The sequence below is a fragment of the Chryseobacterium sp. P1-3 genome (assembly GCF_000738495.1).
GTDB classification, from domain to species: domain Bacteria; phylum Bacteroidota; class Bacteroidia; order Flavobacteriales; family Weeksellaceae; genus Chryseobacterium; species Chryseobacterium gallinarum.
The window spans coordinates 1-20849 of sequence record NZ_JPEQ01000027.1 but is presented as its reverse complement, the minus strand read 5'-3'; the positions used below and the strand labels follow the sequence as shown (position 1 = coordinate 20849).

The window sequence follows — 20849 nt, the reverse complement described above, 5'->3', positions numbered from 1 at the left end:
GTTACAATTTGCTTACAGTCCATATTCATATGTTTATGGAAATCCTATAAGATTTAATGATCCAACCGGAATGCTTGGAGAGGAGGATCCACCAAGGAAAGGTTCTACTCCTAATAATCCTATTGAAATTGGTGAGATTAAGTTGACAAAAAATGTCAGTGATTCTAGGCTATCATTTATGGGAATCCAAAGCTTAAGTGCTTATCATGGTTCTCAGGATAGATTAGCTTTTGGTATCAGAAATAGTAAAGCTGCTCTTGCCACAGAAAAATTTGAAAGAAACCTGGCTTTTACTATGGGGACTTTCCTAATGGGTGGAAGTAATCTTGCCGCTTCTGCGGGATGGGCTACTTTTGATACATGGCTTGATTATCAAGATGAATCATTACAAGATGGAGTTGGCAAAGTTAGAATAGCTGCTCTTGCCCTTGTGGTTGTTAGAAAAGGGAAAGGCTTTCAAACTTTACTAGTAAAACCTGATGCATCTAGAATAAATCTTGCCAAGGGTCGTACCGCTTTTACCCCTTTAAGAGCTAGTTCTAATTCACCTGTTAGTGCTGGATGGGATTATGTACTTGATGGTCATTTTAATAGACCCTTAGGAAATAATAGATCTGTTTTCAGTATATCAGAGGAAGAACTAAAAGTATTTTACAAAGTAAGACTGTAATAAACTCTCCTATAACTGCCATGGATGGAGGTCAGTTTCTTAGAACGGTAGATGTAGGACAAACAGTTGGTAATGCAAGCTTAAAACAAGGAGGAGTAGCTACTTCTTGGATTAACGTAATTACAGATTATAAAGGGAATTTAATAACAACATATCCAGTAGCACCATGAGCCATATTGTACTAAGAAAATGGAAAGAACTACAGCAAAATGTAGAGCAAAGAAAAAATAGTTTAACTACTCGTTCAATAGTTGACCTATTGTTAAATTGGTCAAAAGAAATACAATTAATAAAGGATGCTCAAATACAGAATCTTTATGATGATTATTTAAAATATTTTGAAAATTTAAATGTAGAAGATATACTTTATGTTGATGATCATGTTTGGTATTCCCTAAAAGATGTAATTCAGTTTGATATTTTACAACCTAAGATTAATACATATGAACGTGCAATAACACAAGTAAGGGATGTGCTTTTCAATCTATTGATATTTAAATCAGATAAGAATTGTCCCTGTCATGGTGATGATAATCTTCGTGTTTTTGTAGAGGCTGGCTCGGAAAAATTAATTTTGAATGTGATATTTGCCTATGTCTAGTTGATGAAAATAATAATAAACAGAATATAGGAAAAAAGCCAATTGTTCCAGCACCTGCTTCTTTTATAAGGTTAAAAAATATTAAACCCAGTCCAATTTAATAAGAATGTTAGTTCAACAATACAAGTTTTCATAGGTAAAATAACCTACCTCAGCTACGCAAGAGTCTCCTGACTTTGAGTAAGTAAATAATCTAACCTCTCACAACTTAGTGAGAGGTTTAGTTTCAAAAAACAGTATATAGGACCAATCTTGGAAATATAAGATTAGTTTCCCCTGCTAGCGCGAGCATCCTGCTCATGTCAAGAATAAAAACAAAAACCTTCGCAATAGTGAAGGTTTTGTTTTATCACTTGAAATAAATGTAAATTTTAAAAATATTAAATAGCATGCGCTAGTGGGGAGATTATTGTACGATGAATTTATTTATGGTAAAGGACCGGGAAAAAGTTTATTAATTTGGTGGACAAATAAAAATAATATATTTAAATGAAGCAAATATTTTTTATAACAACTATAGTTTTCCTTTTTTCATGTTCAACCCAGAAAGATGATATTTTAGGAAAATACGTTTTTGAAGGAACTCAAACAATAGATTCTTTAATAATAGAAAAAAACATTTACGTTCACAAGATTTTTAATAAACAGGGAACTTTGAAATATCAAGGACAATCTACTTGGGAATTGGAAAAAAATCGAATAATTTTTTTAAATTTTTATAATAATGAAGATTCTAATTTAGAAGAATTTTTGACAGAAGAAGATGTAAAAAGATTTTTTAATTAGACTTTCTTGTCCAATTTATACAAAAGAAAATAAGACTATTATAGAAGTGAATGCAGATGAAAATGTAATTTATTATAAAAAAAAATAAATAGTTATATCGCGTAAATTCTAGGACAGTTCCTACTGACACGAATATTTTATTCGGCTCGCTAGCGTGGGCATTCTGTTCGTACCAAGAATAAAAACAAAAACCTTTGCAATAGTGAAGGTTTTGTGTTATCGCTTGAAATAAATGTAAATTTAAAATGTTAAATAGAACGAGCTAGAAGCTCGCATTAGCGAGGGGAAGTACAAGTATTTGGTCCTATCTTTGAAGCTGAAAAAATTAAACCATGGAATACCGTAACTTGGACTCCATATATAAAATAATGGATTATGAATGACAATATAATAAATGAATTGTACGATATCAGAAACTATTTAGATCAGATAGAATCTTTTTTAAAAAAATTAAAATCTAGAGGAATTACTCTTGATTCATTTGTTCAAACGAGAGAACATCTATATGAAATTTATAATGACAGACTAGATTTAAGTATTTATCAAGGGCACTATTTTGAAGGCTTAGGAGAAGTGGTGAAGCGAATGAAAAATTCAGTATTAAATGATATAAGATTATCCTATATAGATGGAGATAAGAGAAGTTGCTCTATTTTTTAGTAGTGAAGACTATAGTACTATTCTAGGAATTATTTTTTTATGATAATTTGATAAATTTATTTTTTGTCCCTCCCAAAATAAATAAAAAAAGAAAAAAGTTTGTGATTTAATAATTTTGAAGCAATCCTTTCCTGTCTCAAGGCTTTCGAAGGAGAAGTACAAGTCTTTGGTCCTGTGATGGGTGCGCAAACAATTAAACCTTGGAGCCAGGAACTTGGACTCCATATTTGAAATAAGATTAAGTATATATGAATGATTTAATAATAGATGATTTATATGAAATAAGAAATTATTTAGATCAAGTTGTAGATTATATTAAAAAGATAAAAGATCAGAAAGATATTTTTTAGTTCATCATTTCCTGAGACTAAAGAACATTTGTATGAAATATATAATGACAGATTAGATTTTAGTGTTTATCAAGGTAAATATTTTGAAGGTTTAGCCGAAACTGTAAAGCGAATGAAACATTCTAATCTAAAGAACGTACTATTATCAGTAATAGATGGAGATAAAAGAAGTTGTTTTTATTTTTAGTAGTGAAGACTATAGTATTATTCTAGGAATTATTTTTTATGATAATTGATCAATTATTTTTGCATCCTTGCTATTGAGAACAGCTTATTCGTATTTTACCTTTCAGCACGCAAAGTTCCCTCACTAGTTCGAGCATCTTGCTCGTGTCTGAATAAAAAAACAAAAACCTTTACAATAGTGAAGGTTTTGTTTTATCGCTTGAAATAAATGTAAATTTAAAAAATATTAAATAGAACACGCTAGAAGCTCGCGCTAGCGGTACACTTTCTTTAATTTAAAAAAAAGTAAATATGGAAACAACTGATATAAGTCAACTAAGGACATTATTCCAAAAAAAAGCAAATTATGATGACAACTTGTTTTTGATAATTTTTGATTATTTAAATCAAATAACAACTTCAAATATATATTAATTAGTAAAGTTAAAGCTATTTCAATATATAAAACCCGAAGTGAAATTAATATTGGTTCGAAAATTCATGGTTATGAAGACTTATTAAATAATCTTTCAAATTATGAGGATGAAAAAGTTGTAATAAGTAATTTTAATTATAAGAATAATGACATAACTGTTTTTATAAGCAGCAAAATGGATGAAGTTTAGGAATTTTAAATCAAAAAACATAATAGTGCAAAAATGTCAATAAACGAGACTTCTAATTATTTTTCGTCAGAGCACCTTTATCAGGATGGTTTGATACTCATACAAGAATGCTTTTATCTTGGATGCACAGGGGGCAAGCAAGAATGGAACTGTTAAAGCAAGAATATTTGAGTTTGTAAAAGACAAAAAAACTTATTATTATTATTATTATTATTATGAAACATTGGGAGGTCAATTTATTAGTGCAGGATTAAAAACAAAATAATTATGGAATTAGTTGATTTATACGTGTATGTTAATAAAGTTAACAATCAAATTATTTGTGATTTTATTACTGATTGGTTAAATGATTTTGAGCCAGAATACGAAATTTTTTGAATACCCACCATATTTTGGTGAAACTGAATATGAAACACAAAACTATAAGGAAATGCTATCTTTTGTTTTGCAAAAAGAAGGTAGGGATTACAGGTTTTATTTTGAAAATAAGAATGATTTAAAAAAAAACTAAAGGGATGGTTTTTATCAACAAAGATCATTCCGCATATTTAGGTATAGGAGTAAATCCAACTTATGAAAAATATTTTGCGGATCAATTCATAAAAAAATATAAAATTTTACCTATTACTTGTTATAATGGAGGAATTCCGGATAATCAATAATTAAACATGTACTTAACAATAGCAGATATAGACAGCGATTATTAAAGTTTAATTGATAATAAAAATTAGTTTCCCCTCCACTAGCGCGAGAATTTTGCTCGTGTCTGAATAAAAAACAAAACCTTCGCAATAGTGAAGGTTTTGTTTTATCACTTGAAATAAAGTAAATTTTAATAATGCTAAATAGCACAAACTAAAGTTCGCTGGCAGATAAAATTTGATGTAAACAAAAACCACCCTGATCCGGATGGTTTCAAATATGACAAACAATTATTTTATTTTACGATTTCAGCATCAATAATTTTGGTTCCGCTGTATTTTTGTTCCGCCTCCCAGAGTAGAAACTTGTCAACCTCTTTGATGAGTTTGGGAATCGTCAGGGACAGTACGGCCAGGTCATCCATTACTCCAAGAACGGGAATGGCAAATTCGGGAAGAAGGTCTATTGGGGAAATGACATATAAAAGACCCAATAAAGGAAGAATAATGTCTATGGATTTCATAGGATAAGTTCCTTTTCTCCACATCTTAACCATTCTGAAAATATCAGGGATTTTTTTTACAAAACCTTTGTGGCTGATGGCTTCTTTTGCAAGATTTAATTTTGAATATTTCATTTTGTGTTCGGATTTAAATCAATTTTTTCAACACTATAAATTTCACAAATCCTGTACCAACAAATTATAAATTTAGTTAAAAATTACTTGATGATATTGTCAATGAACTGATGCACAGTCTCTGTGTCCCAGTCTTTTGAAGCATCTTCCTTGATGATAATCCTACCTGTTTTATCCAAAAGGAATGTAGTAGGGAATACTTTAGGAAGAATCTTTTCAGAAATCGGGCTTTGGGCAATATAGACAGGAACCGTATAATTATTTTCCTTTAAAAACTTTCTTACATCCTCTTCCTTATCATTCATAGCAATAAGTACAAAGTCTACATGCTCTTTTCTGGAGTCGTAGAGCTTTTGGATACTTGGCCACTCTTTTCTGCATGGCGGACACCAGGTGCCCCAGAAATTTAAAAAAACAGCTTTATTCCTGAAATTTTTAAGATTGGTGCTCGGAGCATTGATTCCCTTCAGGTCTATATCATAATCTTCTTCACTGATATGTACCGCATTTTCAATAGTAGCAATCGGAAAGAATTGTTCTTTCAGGAAATTCCTGATTCCCGGTACCAATACAGCAACACCGATAATGATGATGAATACAAGATAAATAATATTCTTTTTCATGCGCTATTTTTAGGGTTCATTATAACAAATCCAGAATTTCCTGAACGGCGTCCTTACCTCTGTTTTTCGCATAGTAGATTTGCAGGTCATTATAAAAACTGTCTTTAGGATACGCTTCAGGATCTGCTTTATATTTCATCAGTAACTCGTAGCCGTATTTTGGACGGGGACCCCATGAATTCTTTACATTAAAATCTTTGTCCAGAATAATCACTTTGGGAATAGACTCCGTACCATTGGTTAAAAACTGATTGATCAGGCTTTTATCGCTGTCTCTTAAAAAAATTCTGACTTCATTGTGTCCTTCAAAAAATTTGAAAAGGGCCGGAACAGTTGCACTTGCATCCCCACACCATGCTTCGGAAATAATTAAAATTTTTCCGTCAAAATTTTTATCAGCCAATACTTTCAGCTGGTCTTCATCCGGAATATACTTTTTCAGGGTTCTGTCCATTCTCTGAAGTCCCAGCTCGTAATAGTTTTTATAATCTGCTTCCTGTTGGTTGGCAGGATTTTCTAATCTTTCTTTTGCAATCTGAAGGTATTTTTCAAAAGAAATTCCCTTATCCCAGTAATTTTTCATTACCAATATATATGTTTAAAAATTATTGATATTTCTTGTTTTGTTGATCAGAAACAGGTCTGCCAATACGAATGCAGCCAGGGCTTCCACTACGGGAACTGCTCTTGGAACCACACATGGATCATGGCGTCCCTTGCCTTCTACAATGACAGGATTTCCTTCTTTATCTATACTTTCCTGAGGTCTTAAAATAGTGGCTACCGGTTTGAAAGCAACACGGAAATAAATATCCATTCCGTTAGAAATTCCTCCCTGGATGCCTCCTGAAAGATTAGACTTAGTAGTGAAATCTGTATTGAAAGCATCATTATGCTCTTTTCCGGTCATTTTAGCTCCACAGAAACCGCTTCCGTACTCAAAACCTTTACAGGCATTGATATTAAGCATGGCTTTTGCCAGCTCAGCCTGAAGCTTTGAAAATATAGGTTCACCGATTCCTACAGGAACATTTTTAATGACACAGGTAATAGTTCCACCGATGGTATTTCCTTCTTTCTTGATTTCTTTGATTCTCGAAATCATTTTTTCAGCAGTTTCAGCATCCGGGCAACGTACATCATTGCTTTCGGTTTTAGAAAAGTCTAGAGCCTGATAAGGTTTTTCACAGAAAATATCGCCAACGGATGATACGTATGCATTGATTTCAATATCCGGGAGAAGCTGTTTGGCAAAGGCCCCTGCTACCACCCAGTTCATGGTTTCTCTGGCTGAAGATTTTCCTCCTCCGCGATAATCTCTTAGCCCAAATTTTTGATCATAAGTGAAATCAGCATGACTCGGACGATAAGCCTGGGCAATATGGTCATAATCTTTTGATTTCTGATTTTCATTTTCAATGATAAAGCCGATTGGGGTACCTGTTGTTTTTCCCTCAAAAATCCCTGAAAGAAACTTTACGGTGTCGCTTTCTTTTCTTTGGGTAACAATGGCAGACTGGCCGGGCTTTCTTCTGTTCAGTTCGTATTGAACCTTATCGAGATCTACCGTTAAACCTGCCGGAAAATTATTGATGATACCGCCGTAAGCCACTCCGTGGCTTTCCCCAAATGTCGTAAGACTTAGAAAATTACCTAATGTGTTGAACATGTTACAAAATTACCTTTTTTTCTTCAGATAATAAAGTTTCAGGATTTGTTCTATTTATCAATGTTTTTGATATTATTGATAACATTTTGGACTTCCTTTTTTTCCTGAGGCGTCATCTTTTTCCAGATAAAACCTTTTCTGATGTTTTTTTTGTCTGCCAGTTGCGGAAAAATACCTGATTTAGCATCATCAAAAATATAGCTGACCGAGATGGCTGGCAGCGGAGTATCAAAATTATAGGGGTAATCCTTAGAAACATTAAATTGTAGGTTTCCGGTCTGAAAAGAATCAAAATGATTATACTCATAAGTTCCCGGCTTATAGATCTGGTTGCTGTCAAAGCCCGCGATGAAATTTCCTAGCCTGAAACTTGGAAGATATTGCTGAATAAGAGCAGGGAAAGATAACAGTGAAATCATGATCAAACTTATGATTGAAAAAACAATGATGGATTTCTTCCGGTCAAAATAGTCATACAATACCACAAAAAAGATAACAAAAAATACATCGATAAAAAATCTGTACTGGGCAGAAAAAGCCAGAATAAGAATACTTTTGATCAATAACGAAACGTATATTAGAGTAATAAGTTTCTTTTTCCTTATACAGGTGTGGATGGAAAAAAAGATGAGGCTTACCACAAAAAGAATATTGATTTTTGATTTTATTCCTTTTAAGGACAGCCAGTTTTTGATATAATCAAATGCGGAAAACTGTTGTATTTCTTCATAAGAATATTGCATATCATAGGTCTTTTGAACAGCATATTGCGAAGAAACTTTTAAAACTTCAGGATTAGGTTTCCATGGCATTTCCAGGTCTCCGATAGCAATTGGAAATACAGGATATCCAAAGGTCCATATATTTTTAAAGAAGAAAAGGAAGAGAATGAACAATCCCGGAAAAAAAGATGTTAATTTCGATTTAATAATAAAGGTCCCGTAGAAGAAAACTAAAACAGGCAACCATATCATGGTGGGTTTTATTGCCAAGACAAAAACTGAAAAGGCAAAAAGCAGCGCTATATTTTTATTTCCGGCTATGATTTCATGTAAAAGAATTAAAGAAAAAATAATCACCGGAAGATCAGGACTCGGGGATTGGGAAAACAATAATAAGACAGGAAGAAAACAAAGGTGAATCCAACCTTTTTTCTCAATACTGTAGATCCCATAAATGACCAGTATCACTGTATTAATCCTTAAAAAAGGATCTGAGAAATTTGAAAATCCCGCTTGGAAAATGTGCCACAGAGACATCTGGCCTAAAATAAAATCCAGATTGGAAATTCCTCTGATGATCCCATACTCCGTTAGCCATTTAATGCTTGGAATATAATACCCGAAATGATCTAATATATAAGGATAAAAGGACCCTGCCAATAGAATGACAGAGGAAATGGCTCCTATTAAAATCGTATCCTTTTTTGAAAAGGAATAAATGGATTGGTAGAGTTTATCCTTGAAAAAATATAATAGGCCTATTAAAATTACCGAGATTTCTGCATATATATTTAAAGGAATAAAAAAGCAAAGGATAGTCCATACCCAACTGATTCCAAAAATACCGAGTAACATTTTTCCTGCGGTTCCCCTGAAAAGCGGACCAGATATATTTTCCATGAGTTTTCCCCAGCCCATCAGAACAGGAATAATAAAAACCGTAGAAAACAGGAGTAATATCATAAAAAAAAAGATTGCCTAAAAATAAGCAATCTTTATATAGTTTATTGTTAAAAATTATCTGGGTTGTACTCTTCCGTCTTTTCTGTCCTGTGATCTACCGATGGTGTATCCTGTAGCTCCACCTACAACTCCCCCGATAACTGCTCCAAGTCCTCTGTTTTTCTTAGCAACAATGGCGCCCACTGCCGCCCCACCTACGGTTCCGATAATAGTACCCTTGGCTGCCTTACTCATCCCTTTTTTCTGAGTAGTTCCTTGTGAAGTACCGGTTCCGTTATTGGCATAAGTCCCGTTACCATCTCCTGAGCTAGAGCCTGATCTTCTATCTCTGTATACGGTTCTGGTTTCTCTTATGACCTGTGGCTTTGAATTGTTTTGTGCTGCTACTGCTTTTGCTTTTTTACTTTCCGAAATACTGTCAGCTTTCTTTTGTGCCTCATATACCAGTTTTTCTTTTTCAATAGCCAGTTTTTGCTTTTCTATTTCCAGCTGTCTGGCTTGAAATTCAAGCTTTTGTTCATCCAAAGACTTTTCAGCAGTTCTGTCATCTTTCTTGCAGGCTGTTATTAAAAAAAACGGATAAAAAAACCTGCTAATACTATCTTTTTCATAATTCAAATTTTAATAAGCTTAAGCCAAACGACTTTAGTTTTAGTTTTATTTTCAATTATGAAGCCAAATTTTAGTTAAAGAAAGTTAAAATTCAATTTTAGCGTTAAATCATTTAGAAATCCTGACAAATTTCATATTAAAAAACTGATGTAAACCTTAATTGGGCATAATGTTTGTCGTAGAATATATAATTTTCAGTTATGAAAATTAATCTTCTAAACGAGATTCATCATAGTTCCCCGATTAACCCGGGGAATTTTTTATTTATAAATGTTTGTTCATCCGCAGTTTTCATTTAATTAATATAAGTTGATTATTTTTGAATAACCAAATTATTCTAATTATGAAAAAATCATTTTTTGCAGTATCAGCTTTTGCAGGACTATTGGCTGTTACCTTTTCATTTACATCCAGTGATGTAGTAGAAAATCAACGTGTGGCTCCTTCTAAAGTATCAGGAGAGGCGCCAAAAGCTCAGACCTATAAAATCCGTTATGGTCTTATTTCTGAAAACGGAACAAAAATACTTTCGGGAAATCATGATGTGGGAAGTTTTATTGCTGAGAATATGGCTACAGGAGAAGTTTATGATACTTATTATGGAGGTGGGTTTCAATCTCTTCCACAGTATTATGAAGGATTGCCTGCCGGAACATATACGTTTTCAGCGATGCAGGGACAGGGAGGCTGGACAGGGTATGGGTCGGTTGTAGCCACGGTATCAGATGCGCAGGTGGACGCTGATGGATATGTGACTGTTTATATTCCGATAACTTGGACAGAATAAAGTTTGCAGAAACAAAATATTTAATTAAATTTACCAATCCTCACATGAGGATTTTTTAATGGAATGGTCATGAATAATCTTTTCAGGTTGTTATAATACGATTTGATTACTGGCTACCATTAATTTTATAAGACTTTAATGCCTGGAATGTCCGGATGTTATTGGATTCTGAAAATCATCACTGATCGGGATCCGGTTTAATAACAGAAAGCACCAGTAGGTATTTACAATATTCTGTTTGGATTTTTCTGAATAGATTTTTTTCATCATTTGTGTTTTTTAGGCCTCCGGAAGGAGGCCATTTCTATTCTCGATCAGGATAAAGCGGGTTAGTTTCAGAATTTGAGAGCCAGGCAGAATTGCATGATCTCAAAAATACAGTTGAATTAATATATGGTCTGCCTTGGTAACCAATAAAATTAAAATAAAGGGTAGTATTAAATTAAATGTAACCTTTATTTTATTGACCAGACGATGAATGTATTCGTTTGATAATTCAGCCTGTAAATTTCCTGTGAGCTGGTATAAGAATCGGGAATAGCCTGGTTATTGATTTTTCTGATATTCCTTCTTTTTAATGGTATCAGCAAAGTATATCGGATATTTTTTATTATTTATAGGATAATTATTCTAACATCATATAGAATATTATACTTATAAGCTCCTTATTGCTTTTTTCAGACTTTTTTTTCTTATAATACAAATTATTTTTTTTTGAAAAAAATAAAGTATCGTTAAATATTTGTATTTTAGCGCCTTTGTGTCCGATAAACTGAAAAAAAGTAATTTTTTTTCAAAAGTTATCATTCTTGGCACGATTTTTCAATATAGAAATGCAACTCATGTTTAATTTGAGTTTTCATGGTTATTAGTTTTTATCCTCGGAATTTCCGGGGATTTTTTGTTTTATATAGAAAATATTTAACGTCAGTTCGGGATGAAATTCCTGATTTCAGATGAAGCTGGGAGATGGAAGTCATGGAGCTCTAAGAATAAACATTCATCTGGTTGACTACAGTCATTATAACTGAAAGTAACTTCCAGTATCTTACTTCCAGCTTTCAGCATTTTAAATGTAACGCAAGTTTTTTATTTCATGTTATGGTCGCTCTATTTGCTCACTTAAATGTAAAGTGATTGAGGATCAGGAGCAAAAGTTGGTGACATAATAAATTGGGTCTGAATGTAAAAAATTCTGTTCATTATTGATTAGCGTCAAAATTATTGAGATCGTTTTTCACGCAAATTTTTAAAAAAAAATAATGTTCTATTTCAAATAGGCAAAGAAGTCAGCATAGCTGCTGACTAAGCACATGCAAAGTCGCTTCATCAGAAGCGATTAAAAATCGATTCATTTCTTAGCTTACTTAAAATAAAGAGTAATCAAAACGAAATCTTTGGGTGAATTTTAAAAATTAAATAGATCTAAATATTATAAGACCACAACTTTTGCGCTTGATCCGTGATTGATCAGGATCTGGCCTTTTATATAATTGATTATGTTTAAACCTATTATATTTTTATGAGAATTTAACGATGCGTAGCTCCCAATTTTTCCACTGATCCTATATATCATATGGCAACAAAAAAAAACCTCTAACGTAAATTAGAGGTTTTTGGTGAGGTACCTAGCGGATTCGAACCGCTGTAGATGGTGTTGCAGACCACTGCCTAGCCACTCGGCCAAAGTACCCTGTTTACCATTTTTGAGGTGTGCAAATATAACAAAAATTCTTTATGAACAAAAGTTTTTAGAGAATTTCTTTCCTTCTGAGTTCCTCGATTTTGCTTTTTGTCTGTTTTTCAGAATGATAATTTTTTACAGTTAATAACTCTTTTCTTACTCCAGCTATCATGTCTGTTAATTGTTACATGCTTTCTCTTCGTTTTTAGAATCCGTTGACCACAAGTTTCAATGCGGCATTGGTGTTAATCACAGCAGTGATCCCTGTATTGTTCATAAGGATTTTGCCGGGTTTAAGATTGAAAACTTTTCCACTCATCTTTAATCCTTTATAATATTCCTTATTAAAAGCATCTTCGATACTTTTTCTGGAAGTTTCTTCCAATTCCTGGGTTGGAATACCATATTCTTCTTCAATCATTTTTACAATTTTTCCCTGAAACAGCAGAGAGGCTGTTTTTTGTAAGATATTGGTTGTCTTTAGCTTAAATTTGGTATCGGACAAGACGATTTTCCTTTTGGTTTCATCATACACCGGTATTCCTGAAATAATGGATGTACCTTTAATATATCCTTCGGTCTGGGCTTCAATCACAATTCTGCTGTCTATACCATAGACCCTGACATCAGTTACCTTTACTTTTGAATCCCTGATGTCAAATTCCTTATTCAGGAATGTTTTTCTGGCCATATTGCTGGCTTCTGTAAAAGGGATATTGGCAGTAGTCTGTAAAATAAAATTGTCAGCTACGGTAGGAGAGAAATTGAAATTGGCTGCTGTGGTTACCGGTGAAGATGCTGCGGGCTTACTTCCTGTAAAAGTCTCAGAATAGATATCAATACCGAGGGTAGTATTAATCTGATTCCCATAAAATTTTAAAGGAGTAAGGTTAACACCAACAGGACTTATTTTGAGCCAGGTATTGTATTCCTCCGAAATATTAAAAGGCTGTAGGAATGTATTCCAGGCCATTACGGCATATTGCTGGAAATTTAATTGAGTAGCCATCTGCTGGTCAATTGTTTTACAAAATTTCTCTTGCTGCTCCCTCAGGCTTTTCTCAACAACAGGCGTAATGGGAATTTGTATTCTTCCATAATCCAGAACGGGTTTTGTGACCCATCTGAAGCCGTTGGGTCTGGTAGAAGTAGTGATTGTCCAGTTGTTTCTGAAATTAACGGTTGTATTAAAAGACATTACCGTTTCAAAAGTGGTATTCTGGTAGGTATAGACTCCTAAGGTTCCGATTCCTTTTTCTGCCCAGATTTTCAGGGGAACTTCTATCAGCAGATTCTGATTGGTACCTCCTACCAGCCGGATTGGCCTTGTTTTCCAGACTTTTACTTTAAACTGGTCATTATTGTTATCCGTATAAGAGTCATCCTGATAGATAAGGTCTTTTACGGAAGCATTGATCATATTACTCAGCTCCGAAAGCGGAATCGTTACCGGCATGGTAATGCTGGATTTGATCTTTGGAAAATTATAGTCGGCTAATTGATTATCAACACCGGCCTGTCCGAATGTATTGATAAATGCTGCTAAAAGTACTATTTTTAAAAATTTCAATTGTAATGTTTTTTATGGAACGAAAATAATCATTTTAAAGCTCCGGTTTAAAACCTTTTTCCAGTTCAATACTGGCTCCTTTCATTTCTCCCTGCATAGGAGGGGCTGTTTTGGTAATTGTAAGCTTAATGTAATCAATTTGCGGAAAACGTTCGTGAATTTTTGAGATTATTCTTCCTGCCACATGCTCCAGTAATTTCGATTTTATTTTCATTTCCTGATGAAGAATATCGTTGATATCCGCATAACTTATAGTGTCGTTCAGATCGTCAGATTCGGCAGCTTTCCACAGGTCTGTGTGGAGTTCTGCATTTAAGATATAATAGGTTCCTATACTATTTTCTTCAGGCAAAACCCCATGGTAGGCATATATTTTTACATCTTCAAGATATATTTTGCTCATTGCTTTTCGTTTTTATTAAGCAAAAATCGTTTTAATTCTTCAAAGTCTGAATTTATTTTGACAGTTTTTTTTCTCTTTAATCATCAGTTGATGTAAAGATTCAGGGATTTTAATTTTTGTCCGGGTTGCTTTCTCTACCGCTTCAGGAAATTTCACAGGATGGGCAGTTCCTAAAATGAATCCTTTTTTATGAGGGTTTTCATTCAGATATTGTAACATGGCAGCAAATGCTACTGCGCTGTGAGGCTCGAGAATGTATCTGTACTCTTCGTAGACTTTTGTAATGGTATCCAGCGTTTCTTTATCATCAACAGAATATCCGGATACTTTATTTTTTAAAGAATCAAATTGATGGCTGAAAAGTTCCAGGATTCTTACAAAGTTACTGGGATTTCCTACGTCCATAGCATTGGAAAGGGTAGCAACAGATTCCTGTGGATTAAAATTCTGAGTCTTTAAATAGTTCGGGATAGAATCGTTCGCGTTACAGGCCGCAACAAAATGATCTACAGGAAGGCCTCTGAAGTGCGCAAGAAGCCCGGCACAGATATTCCCAAAATTACCACTGGGAACGCATATTACAGGACGCTCATTTTCCTGTTGCTGCCACTGTTTTAAGGCAAGCAGATAGTAGATTTGTTGAGGAAGCCATCTGGCTACATTAATAGAATTAGCTGAGGTAAGCCATAACCGGTCATTGATTTCTTCATTTGAAAAGGCCTGCTTAACAAGATTCTGACAGTCATCAAAACTTCCGTTTACTTCCAGGGCAAAGATATTTTGTCCTAAGGCTGTAAGTTGCTTCTCCTGAACGGGGCTTACCCTGTTTTGGGGATATAGGATTACTACATCTATTTCCGGAATATTGTAAAAACCATGGGCAACAGCACCTCCGGTATCACCGGAAGTGGCAACAAGAACGGTTACTTTTTTTTGACGATCTTTCAGGAAATAGGATAAGCAGCGGCTCATAAATCTCGCTCCGATATCTTTAAAAGCTAAAGTGGGGCCATGGAACAGTTCCAGGATTGATATATTTTCACTGATCTTTTTCAAAGGAATATCAAAGCTAACTGTTTCTGAAACGATCTTTTGAAGTATTTCCCCGGGAATTTCATCCCCGACAAAATCTTTCATACATTGGTAAGCGATTTCAGCATCAGGGAGCCGGTGAAGGTTTTGAATGAATTTATTTTCAAACTGAGGGATCTTTTCCGGAAAAAACAACCCTTTTTCTTTTCCTTTGTCCTTTTATTGTTGCGGTTTTAAAACCGACTTTTTCCTGACGGTCTTTTAAATTATAATATTTCATCTGTCTTTTTTATTTGGTTTTCAATAAGCTCTATTCCTTTCGGATTTATTTTTGAAATGTATACGTAGCTTTCAATGCCAATGTTGTCATAAATGGATTTCATCAGACGGGCTATTTTTTCTGCAGTTTCCTTTTTTTCAGAGAGCATGAAAATTGAAGGGCCGGATCCTGAAATTCCTCCACCCAATGCCCCGGACTGCAAACTTTTACTTTTAATTTCATCAAATTGCGGAATTAAAATACTTCGGATCGGCTCTATGATGACATCGTTAAGGCTTCTACCGATAAGCGGAATATCATTTTTCTGAATTCCGGCTACAAGTCCTGCAATATTTCCCCATTGTTCCACAGCGCTTTTTAAAGAAACAGTTTTCTTTAAAATCTGTCTTGAATCAGAAGTCTTTACTTCAACCTGGGGGTGTACGGCTGTTACAAATAAATCAGGAGTATTCAGCGGAATAATATCAAGGGGAACAGTAGATTTTACAAGGGTAATTCCTCCGTAAATACAGGGAGCAATATTATCCGCATGGCGTACTCCGGAGGCTAATTCTTCCCCAAACATAGCAAAATGGATCATTTCATTTTTAGATAATATGTTTTCCAATAAAATATTGGCTCCGAAGGCGGCTCCTGCGGCACTTGCCGCACTGGAGCCGAGCCCGCTCCCGGGTTTTATATGCTTCCGGATCGTTACCTCAAAACCCGTGGAAAGCTGAAGGTGCTCCTGTATTTTTAGAAGCACGATACCGGCTACATTTTTCAATGGATCTTCAGGAAGCCCGAACGGGTCTTCGTGCCTGATAATAATTTCAGGAGAGTCTGTCAGGGCAAGTTCCATTTCATCATACGGTTCGTAGATGGCCATTCCGAGGATGTCAAATCCACATACTAAATTGGCTACTGTAGCCGGGACTTTTTAATTTTATTTTTTTCATATTTATTGTTTTTAAACAGAACGTATGATATCGGCAAAAACGCCGCTGGCAGTTACTTCAGCGCCCGCTCCCGCACCTTTTACGACTAATGGTTGCTCGGAATACCTCAAAGTTTTAAAAATGACAATATTGTCTTTTCCGTAAAGATGGAACAGGTCATTCCCCGGAGCAATATGCTGCAGCCCCACTTTTGCTTTTCCGTTTTTAAATTCGGCTGTGTATTTTAAAATCTTACCTTCTTTTTGGGCAGCGGTAAATAAAGATTTAAAATGACTTTCGTGTTCACTGAGCTTTGTATAAAAATTTTCTACGCTTCCCTGCATACAGGCTTCAGGCAGAAAACTTATGTTTTCAATTTCCTCAAACTGAAGCGGATATCCGGCTTCCCTGGCCAGGATCAGGATCTTGCGTGCTACGTCAGTTCCTGATAAATCCAGTCTTGGATCCGGCTCGGTGTAGCCTTCACGTTGTGCCTGGGCTACAACTTCAGAAAATGTTTTATTTCCATCATAATGATTGAATACAAAATTTAATGTTCCGCTTAATACAGCTTCGATAGAGATGATTTTGTCTCCGCTTTTAATCAGGTCATTAATAGTTCCTATTACCGGAAGGCCTGCCCCCACATTGGTTTCAAAATAAAAGTTACAACTATGGTTTCTCGCAGTGTTTTTCAATGTTTTATACTGCTCAAAACCGGATGAGGCTGCAATTTTATTGCAGGCAACAATATTGACGCTTCTTTTGAGCAGTTTTTCATAGATCTCAGGAATTTCGGAACTCGCTGTAATATCTACAAAGACAGAGTTTCTTAAATTCCGGGAGATAATTTCTTCTGCAAATGCATTGATGGAAGCTTCCTGGCCATATGCAGCCCAGTTGTCATATTCCTCCCGTGAAATTCCTTTGTCAGCGAAGATCATCCTGCGGCTGTTGGATAAACCTGCAATTCTCAGGTTAATTAATAAATTTTCTCTCAGATATGGGTTCTGATCATAGATTTGCTGCACAAGTTTCGAACCTACATTTCCTGTTCCGCAGAGATAAAGATGTACCTGCTTTATTTCAGATTCAAAAAATTCTTCATGAAGGACATTCACTGCTTTTTTACTATCATTTTCTGAGATAACAATGCTGATATTTCTCTCCGAGGAGCCTTGAGCAATAGCCCTGATATTGATTCCGTTGTTTCCCAGGCATCCAAACATCCTGGCACTTACCCCGCTTCTGTTTTTCATATTTTCGCCTACTAAGGCAACAATGGAAAGCTTGTTTTCAATTTTTACAGGAGCAATTCTTTTTAAATTAATATCATCTGCAAAAGATAAATTGATGGCATTTTCCGCAATAATTTTCTCCTTCTCGTTAATTGCTATGGTAATGGAATGCTCCGAGGATCCCTGGGTAATCAGGATTACATTAATATTTTCATGGTTGAGACACTGGAACAGCTTTGCTGAAATGCCCGGAATGCCTACCATCCCGCTCCCTTCCAAAGTAAGAAGGACGATATTGCTCATGTTGGAGATTCCTGCTGCCAACTGTTGTTTATCTTCTACTTTGACATGATGAGAAACCAATGTTCCAGGAGCTTCAGGATCAAAGGTATTTTTAATTGTAAGGTCAATATTTTTTGACATGACAGGTTGTATGGAAGGAGGATAAAGAACCTTGGCGCCAAAATGGGAAAGTTCCATTGCCTCATGGTATGATATTTCAGAAATGGGTTTAGCATGAGAAACGAGCCTGGGATCAGCCGTCATCATCCCGCTTACATCTGTCCAGATCTGTAGCTCTTCAGCATGTATTGCGGCAGCAATAAGGGAAGCGGTATAATCCGAACCGCCTCTTCCTAATGTGGTTGCATTCCCATTTTCATCCCGGGCAATAAAGCCGGGGCCTATGATCACCTGGTTTTTATGGTTTTTCAGAAATTCCTGTATATTTTTTTCAGTAAGGGCAATATTAACTTTTGCGTTAGTAAAACGGCCATCTGTTTTGATAAGAGCAGCAGAATTCATCCATACACAATCCAGCCCTTTATACTGAAGCCTGGCTGAAATGATGCTGGAAGACAGGTGTTCCCCATATGAAGCTATTTTATCTTTTATTCTGTCTGTGAGTTCACCCAATACAAAAATACCATTATATATCTCTTCTATATCATTGAAATGTTTTTTAGTGAAACTTAACCACGAGCTCTGTTCCGGAACAGGAAGGAGCTCTTTAACGAGTTGTAAATGTTTTTCCTCAAGTTCTTTAAGTATGGACAGATAAGACTCATTTTTTACCGAAGCGTATTCTGCAGCTTTGATTAATCCGTCTGTAACACCGTGAAGGGCAGATACGATTACTACAACTTTATTCTTGACAGATTCTTTTTTAATTATATTTTCTGTCAGTAAGATATTCTGTGAACTGGCGACGGAAGTTCCGCCAAATTTTAAAATTTTCATCAATTATTTATTAAAGGTTGGATAAAACGAAATGTTGACCCTTTAAAAAAAAGAGTACAGGGTACCGGAATAATATGTGAAAATTTACCCCTTTATGGGGTAGTAATTGTTGTAGTTGTGAAAATAGAAACAGAAGATATGCCTGAAATAAAGGATTTCAGTGCAGAAATATCAGATATGTTTCTTGAAAAGTTCATTGTTACGAAGCAAATGTACAAATTATTTTGAAATAACAAATTGTATGGAAGAATATATAATATTTCATTTTTATGAGAAATACATGTTATAAATGTAAAGGTAATGGGTTAAAAATCTTATATTTATAATAGTAATTATAAAAAAAATACCATGAAAAATTTAAAAAAGCTAAACAGAAACAAATTAAAATCATTGGGTGGAGGAATAGGTACATGTTATGAATATTGTCCTGCCGGACCTTATGGTCCGGGACAGCCACGGTCATGCGAAGATTATTATCTTTTGCCGCAATGTTGTAAACTAATGGTTTTAGTGGATATAGCATGTTCTGCAGAACGTGAAATGTAAAATTGAAAAACTGCGGAATTTCCGCAGTTTTTTTTTGAATACTCTTTGCTTGAAATTGTAAATAAATAACAATAAATATTTATTATTATTGAAGATTGTGTCATAATTGTGTAAGTAATATGATTTTTATAAAAAATGATATCATTTTTTGGTGAATTAAATTGTTTTTTATAGCTTTACCATACCAAATAAACAAATTATGATAAATTCCCTCATTCCCCAAACTCCTTTTAGAATGTATTATAAATACTGACCAATACATTCCTTTCAGTTATACTGACTCAGATCGTATATTTCTTATACAGGCTACGTATTCCTCCGGCAAAGCATAATTCCTTTGACGAAGAAGTGCGAAATACTCTTATCTAATAACTTACATGTTATCGGTCACCAAAACCGTATAACAGAATAATCTTACAAACACACCATGAAGAATTTAAATCTATCTACAAAAACAGAAACCAGCGGGAGTAGGATCATCCTTGAATCCTTCCTGCAGGAAGGTGTTAAAACGGTTTTCGGATATCCCGGAGGTGCCATTATCCCTATTTATGATGCCCTTTATGATTACCAGGGAAAGCTTGAACATATCCTGGTACGCCATGAGCAGGCAGCAGTACATGCAGCACAGGGATTGGCAAGAGCATCGGGAGAAGTGGGCGTTGTACTGGCCACCAGCGGACCCGGAGCAACAAATCTTGTAACAGGACTGGCAGATGCTTTACTGGATAATACCCCTCTGGTATGCATCACAGGCCAGGTTTTTGAACACCTGCTGGGAACTGATGCCTTTCAGGAAATTGATGTGATGAATATTACAAGTCCTGTGACCAAATGGAATTACCAGGTAGCAGATGCCCATGAGCTACCTGAAGTTTTAGCCAAAGCATTTTATATAGCAAAATCCGGCCGTCCGGGTCCGGTATTGATTGATGTTACCAAAAATGCCCAGCTGCAGCACATTTTGTATCAGGGTTATAGGCCTTGCCATACACTGAGAAGCTATAAGCCGGATCCTGTTCCGGATATGGAAAGAATTAGCCAGGCAGCTGAGATGATTAACCGGGCGAAAAAACCATTCATTATTGCCGGGCAGGGAATTATGCTGGGAAAAGCAGAACAGGAATTTTTAGAATTTGCTGAAAAATCAGGGATTCCCGTTGCCTGGACGGTATTGGGAATGGGGGTAATCCCTACGGATCATCCACAGGCGGTTGGGATGGTAGGGATGCACGGAAATTATGGTCCCAATGTCCTTACCAATGAATGCGATGTCCTGATTGCAGTGGGAATGCGTTTCGATGACCGTGTTACGGGAAGGTTGGATGAATATGCTAAACAGGCAAAAATTATTCACCTGGATATTGATAAGGCTGAGATCAATAAGAATGTAAAGGCAGATGTGCCTGTTCTTGGAAATTGTAAAC

18 protein-coding genes, 1 tRNA gene and 1 pseudogene are annotated in these 20849 nt (G+C 35.1%); 7 read left to right on the top strand and 13 right to left on the bottom strand.

The window, feature by feature from the left end:
• The 4 genes and pseudogenes from HX13_RS22690 to HX13_RS21375 form a co-directional block, all read left to right on the top strand.
• Nucleotides 1-670, top strand: a pseudogene (locus tag HX13_RS22690) (hypothetical protein); the annotation flags it as partial.
• 166 nt (nucleotides 671-836) lie between these two features.
• Nucleotides 837-1271 (top strand): hypothetical protein, encoded by a 435-nt coding sequence (locus tag HX13_RS21385; protein WP_050022721.1) that lies wholly within the window; start codon nucleotides 837-839, stop codon nucleotides 1269-1271.
• 489 nt (nucleotides 1272-1760) lie between these two features.
• Nucleotides 1761-2057 carry a hypothetical protein gene (locus HX13_RS21380; RefSeq protein WP_238555613.1) on the top strand — a complete coding sequence of 99 codons (297 nt, stop codon included), beginning with the start codon at nucleotides 1761-1763 and terminating at the stop codon, nucleotides 2055-2057.
• A 375-nt stretch (nucleotides 2058-2432) separates the two neighbouring features.
• Nucleotides 2433-2717, top strand: coding sequence for a hypothetical protein (locus HX13_RS21375; protein ID WP_050022720.1), 285 nt, complete (start codon nucleotides 2433-2435; stop codon nucleotides 2715-2717).
• 2078 nt (nucleotides 2718-4795) lie between these two features.
• On the opposite strand, the gene HX13_RS21370 is transcribed toward HX13_RS21375, so the two are convergent.
• The 6 genes from HX13_RS21370 to HX13_RS21345 form a co-directional block, all read right to left on the bottom strand.
• Nucleotides 4796-5137 (bottom strand): YkvA family protein, encoded by a 342-nt coding sequence (locus HX13_RS21370; RefSeq protein ID WP_050022719.1) that lies wholly within the window; start codon nucleotides 5135-5137, stop codon nucleotides 4796-4798.
• Nucleotides 5138-5220: 83 nt separating this feature from the next.
• Entirely contained in the window at nucleotides 5221-5760 is a 540-nt protein-coding gene (locus HX13_RS21365) for a TlpA family protein disulfide reductase (RefSeq protein ID WP_050022718.1), read from the bottom strand.
• 19 nt (nucleotides 5761-5779) lie between these two features.
• Complete coding sequence (locus tag HX13_RS21360; protein ID WP_050022717.1) at nucleotides 5780-6343, bottom strand: thioredoxin family protein; 564 nt, start codon at nucleotides 6341-6343, stop codon at nucleotides 5780-5782.
• Nucleotides 6344-6358: 15 nt separating this feature from the next.
• Entirely contained in the window at nucleotides 6359-7429 is a 1071-nt protein-coding gene (gene aroC, locus HX13_RS21355) for a chorismate synthase (RefSeq protein ID WP_050022716.1), read from the bottom strand.
• A 50-nt stretch (nucleotides 7430-7479) separates the two neighbouring features.
• Nucleotides 7480-9114 carry an LIC_10190 family membrane protein gene (locus HX13_RS21350; RefSeq protein ID WP_050022715.1) on the bottom strand — a complete coding sequence of 545 codons (1635 nt, stop codon included), beginning with the start codon at nucleotides 9112-9114 and terminating at the stop codon, nucleotides 7480-7482.
• A 54-nt stretch (nucleotides 9115-9168) separates the two neighbouring features.
• Nucleotides 9169-9732: a glycine zipper family protein gene (locus HX13_RS21345; protein ID WP_238555612.1), complete on the bottom strand. Its 564-nt coding sequence runs from the start codon at nucleotides 9730-9732 to the stop codon at nucleotides 9169-9171.
• Nucleotides 9733-10069: 337 nt separating this feature from the next.
• Here HX13_RS21345 and HX13_RS21340 point away from each other — a divergent pair, with 337 nt between their 5' ends.
• Nucleotides 10070-10513: a hypothetical protein gene (locus HX13_RS21340; protein ID WP_050022714.1), complete on the top strand. Its 444-nt coding sequence runs from the start codon at nucleotides 10070-10072 to the stop codon at nucleotides 10511-10513.
• Nucleotides 10514-10968: 455 nt separating this feature from the next.
• Here HX13_RS21340 and HX13_RS25825 read toward each other — a convergent pair whose 3' ends face one another.
• The 7 genes from HX13_RS25825 to thrA all read right to left on the bottom strand — a co-directional run bounded on the left by HX13_RS25825 (nucleotide 10969) and on the right by thrA (nucleotide 18876).
• Complete coding sequence (locus HX13_RS25825; RefSeq protein ID WP_262483596.1) at nucleotides 10969-11103, bottom strand: hypothetical protein; 135 nt, start codon at nucleotides 11101-11103, stop codon at nucleotides 10969-10971.
• Nucleotides 11104-12135: 1032 nt separating this feature from the next.
• Nucleotides 12136-12206 (bottom strand) — tRNA-Cys (locus HX13_RS21335).
• 196 nt (nucleotides 12207-12402) lie between these two features.
• Complete coding sequence (locus tag HX13_RS21330) at nucleotides 12403-13767, bottom strand: DUF4403 family protein (RefSeq protein ID WP_082129125.1); 1365 nt, start codon at nucleotides 13765-13767, stop codon at nucleotides 12403-12405.
• A gap of 34 nt (nucleotides 13768-13801) precedes the next feature.
• Nucleotides 13802-14170, bottom strand: a complete 369-nt coding sequence (folB, locus tag HX13_RS21325; RefSeq protein ID WP_050022713.1) for a dihydroneopterin aldolase — start codon at nucleotides 14168-14170, stop codon at nucleotides 13802-13804.
• Between the two features lie 39 nt (nucleotides 14171-14209).
• Entirely contained in the window at nucleotides 14210-15397 is a 1188-nt protein-coding gene (gene thrC, locus HX13_RS21320) for a threonine synthase (protein WP_316931374.1), read from the bottom strand.
• Nucleotides 15398-15468: 71 nt separating this feature from the next.
• Complete coding sequence (locus HX13_RS21315; RefSeq protein WP_238555611.1) at nucleotides 15469-16350, bottom strand: homoserine kinase; 882 nt, start codon at nucleotides 16348-16350, stop codon at nucleotides 15469-15471.
• Between the two features lie 81 nt (nucleotides 16351-16431).
• The gene (gene thrA, locus HX13_RS21310) at nucleotides 16432-18876 is read right to left on the bottom strand and encodes a bifunctional aspartate kinase/homoserine dehydrogenase I (RefSeq protein WP_050022711.1); all 2445 of its coding nucleotides are present in this window, start codon (nucleotides 18874-18876) and stop codon (nucleotides 16432-16434) included.
• Between the two features lie 348 nt (nucleotides 18877-19224).
• On the opposite strand from thrA, the gene HX13_RS22325 reads away from it, so the two are divergent.
• Both HX13_RS22325 and HX13_RS21305 read left to right on the top strand, forming a co-directional pair.
• Nucleotides 19225-19422: a hypothetical protein gene (locus tag HX13_RS22325; protein ID WP_128572557.1), complete on the top strand. Its 198-nt coding sequence runs from the start codon at nucleotides 19225-19227 to the stop codon at nucleotides 19420-19422.
• 427 nt (nucleotides 19423-19849) lie between these two features.
• Nucleotides 19850-20849, top strand: a 1000-nt coding sequence (locus tag HX13_RS21305) for a thiamine pyrophosphate-binding protein (protein ID WP_262483595.1), incomplete at its 3' end; no start/stop codon positions are given.

Coding starts and splice junctions, on each gene's coding strand:
- HX13_RS21385 (WP_050022721.1), top strand. CDS start 837: ATGAGCCATATTGTACTAAGAAAATGGAAAGAACTACAGCAAAATGTA.
- HX13_RS21380 (WP_238555613.1), top strand. CDS start 1,761: ATGAAGCAAATATTTTTTATAACAACTATAGTTTTCCTTTTTTCATGT.
- HX13_RS21375 (WP_050022720.1), top strand. CDS start 2,433: ATGAATGACAATATAATAAATGAATTGTACGATATCAGAAACTATTTA.
- HX13_RS21370 (WP_050022719.1), bottom strand. CDS start 5,137: ATGAAATATTCAAAATTAAATCTTGCAAAAGAAGCCATCAGCCACAAA.
- HX13_RS21365 (WP_050022718.1), bottom strand. CDS start 5,760: ATGAAAAAGAATATTATTTATCTTGTATTCATCATCATTATCGGTGTT.
- HX13_RS21360 (WP_050022717.1), bottom strand. CDS start 6,343: ATGAAAAATTACTGGGATAAGGGAATTTCTTTTGAAAAATACCTTCAG.
- aroC (WP_050022716.1), bottom strand. CDS start 7,429: ATGTTCAACACATTAGGTAATTTTCTAAGTCTTACGACATTTGGGGAA.
- HX13_RS21350 (WP_050022715.1), bottom strand. CDS start 9,114: ATGATATTACTCCTGTTTTCTACGGTTTTTATTATTCCTGTTCTGATG.
- HX13_RS21340 (WP_050022714.1), top strand. CDS start 10,070: ATGAAAAAATCATTTTTTGCAGTATCAGCTTTTGCAGGACTATTGGCT.
- folB (WP_050022713.1), bottom strand. CDS start 14,170: ATGAGCAAAATATATCTTGAAGATGTAAAAATATATGCCTACCATGGG.
- HX13_RS21315 (WP_238555611.1), bottom strand. CDS start 16,350: ATGGCCATCTACGAACCGTATGATGAAATGGAACTTGCCCTGACAGAC.
- thrA (WP_050022711.1), bottom strand. CDS start 18,876: ATGAAAATTTTAAAATTTGGCGGAACTTCCGTCGCCAGTTCACAGAAT.
- HX13_RS22325 (WP_128572557.1), top strand. CDS start 19,225: ATGAAAAATTTAAAAAAGCTAAACAGAAACAAATTAAAATCATTGGGT.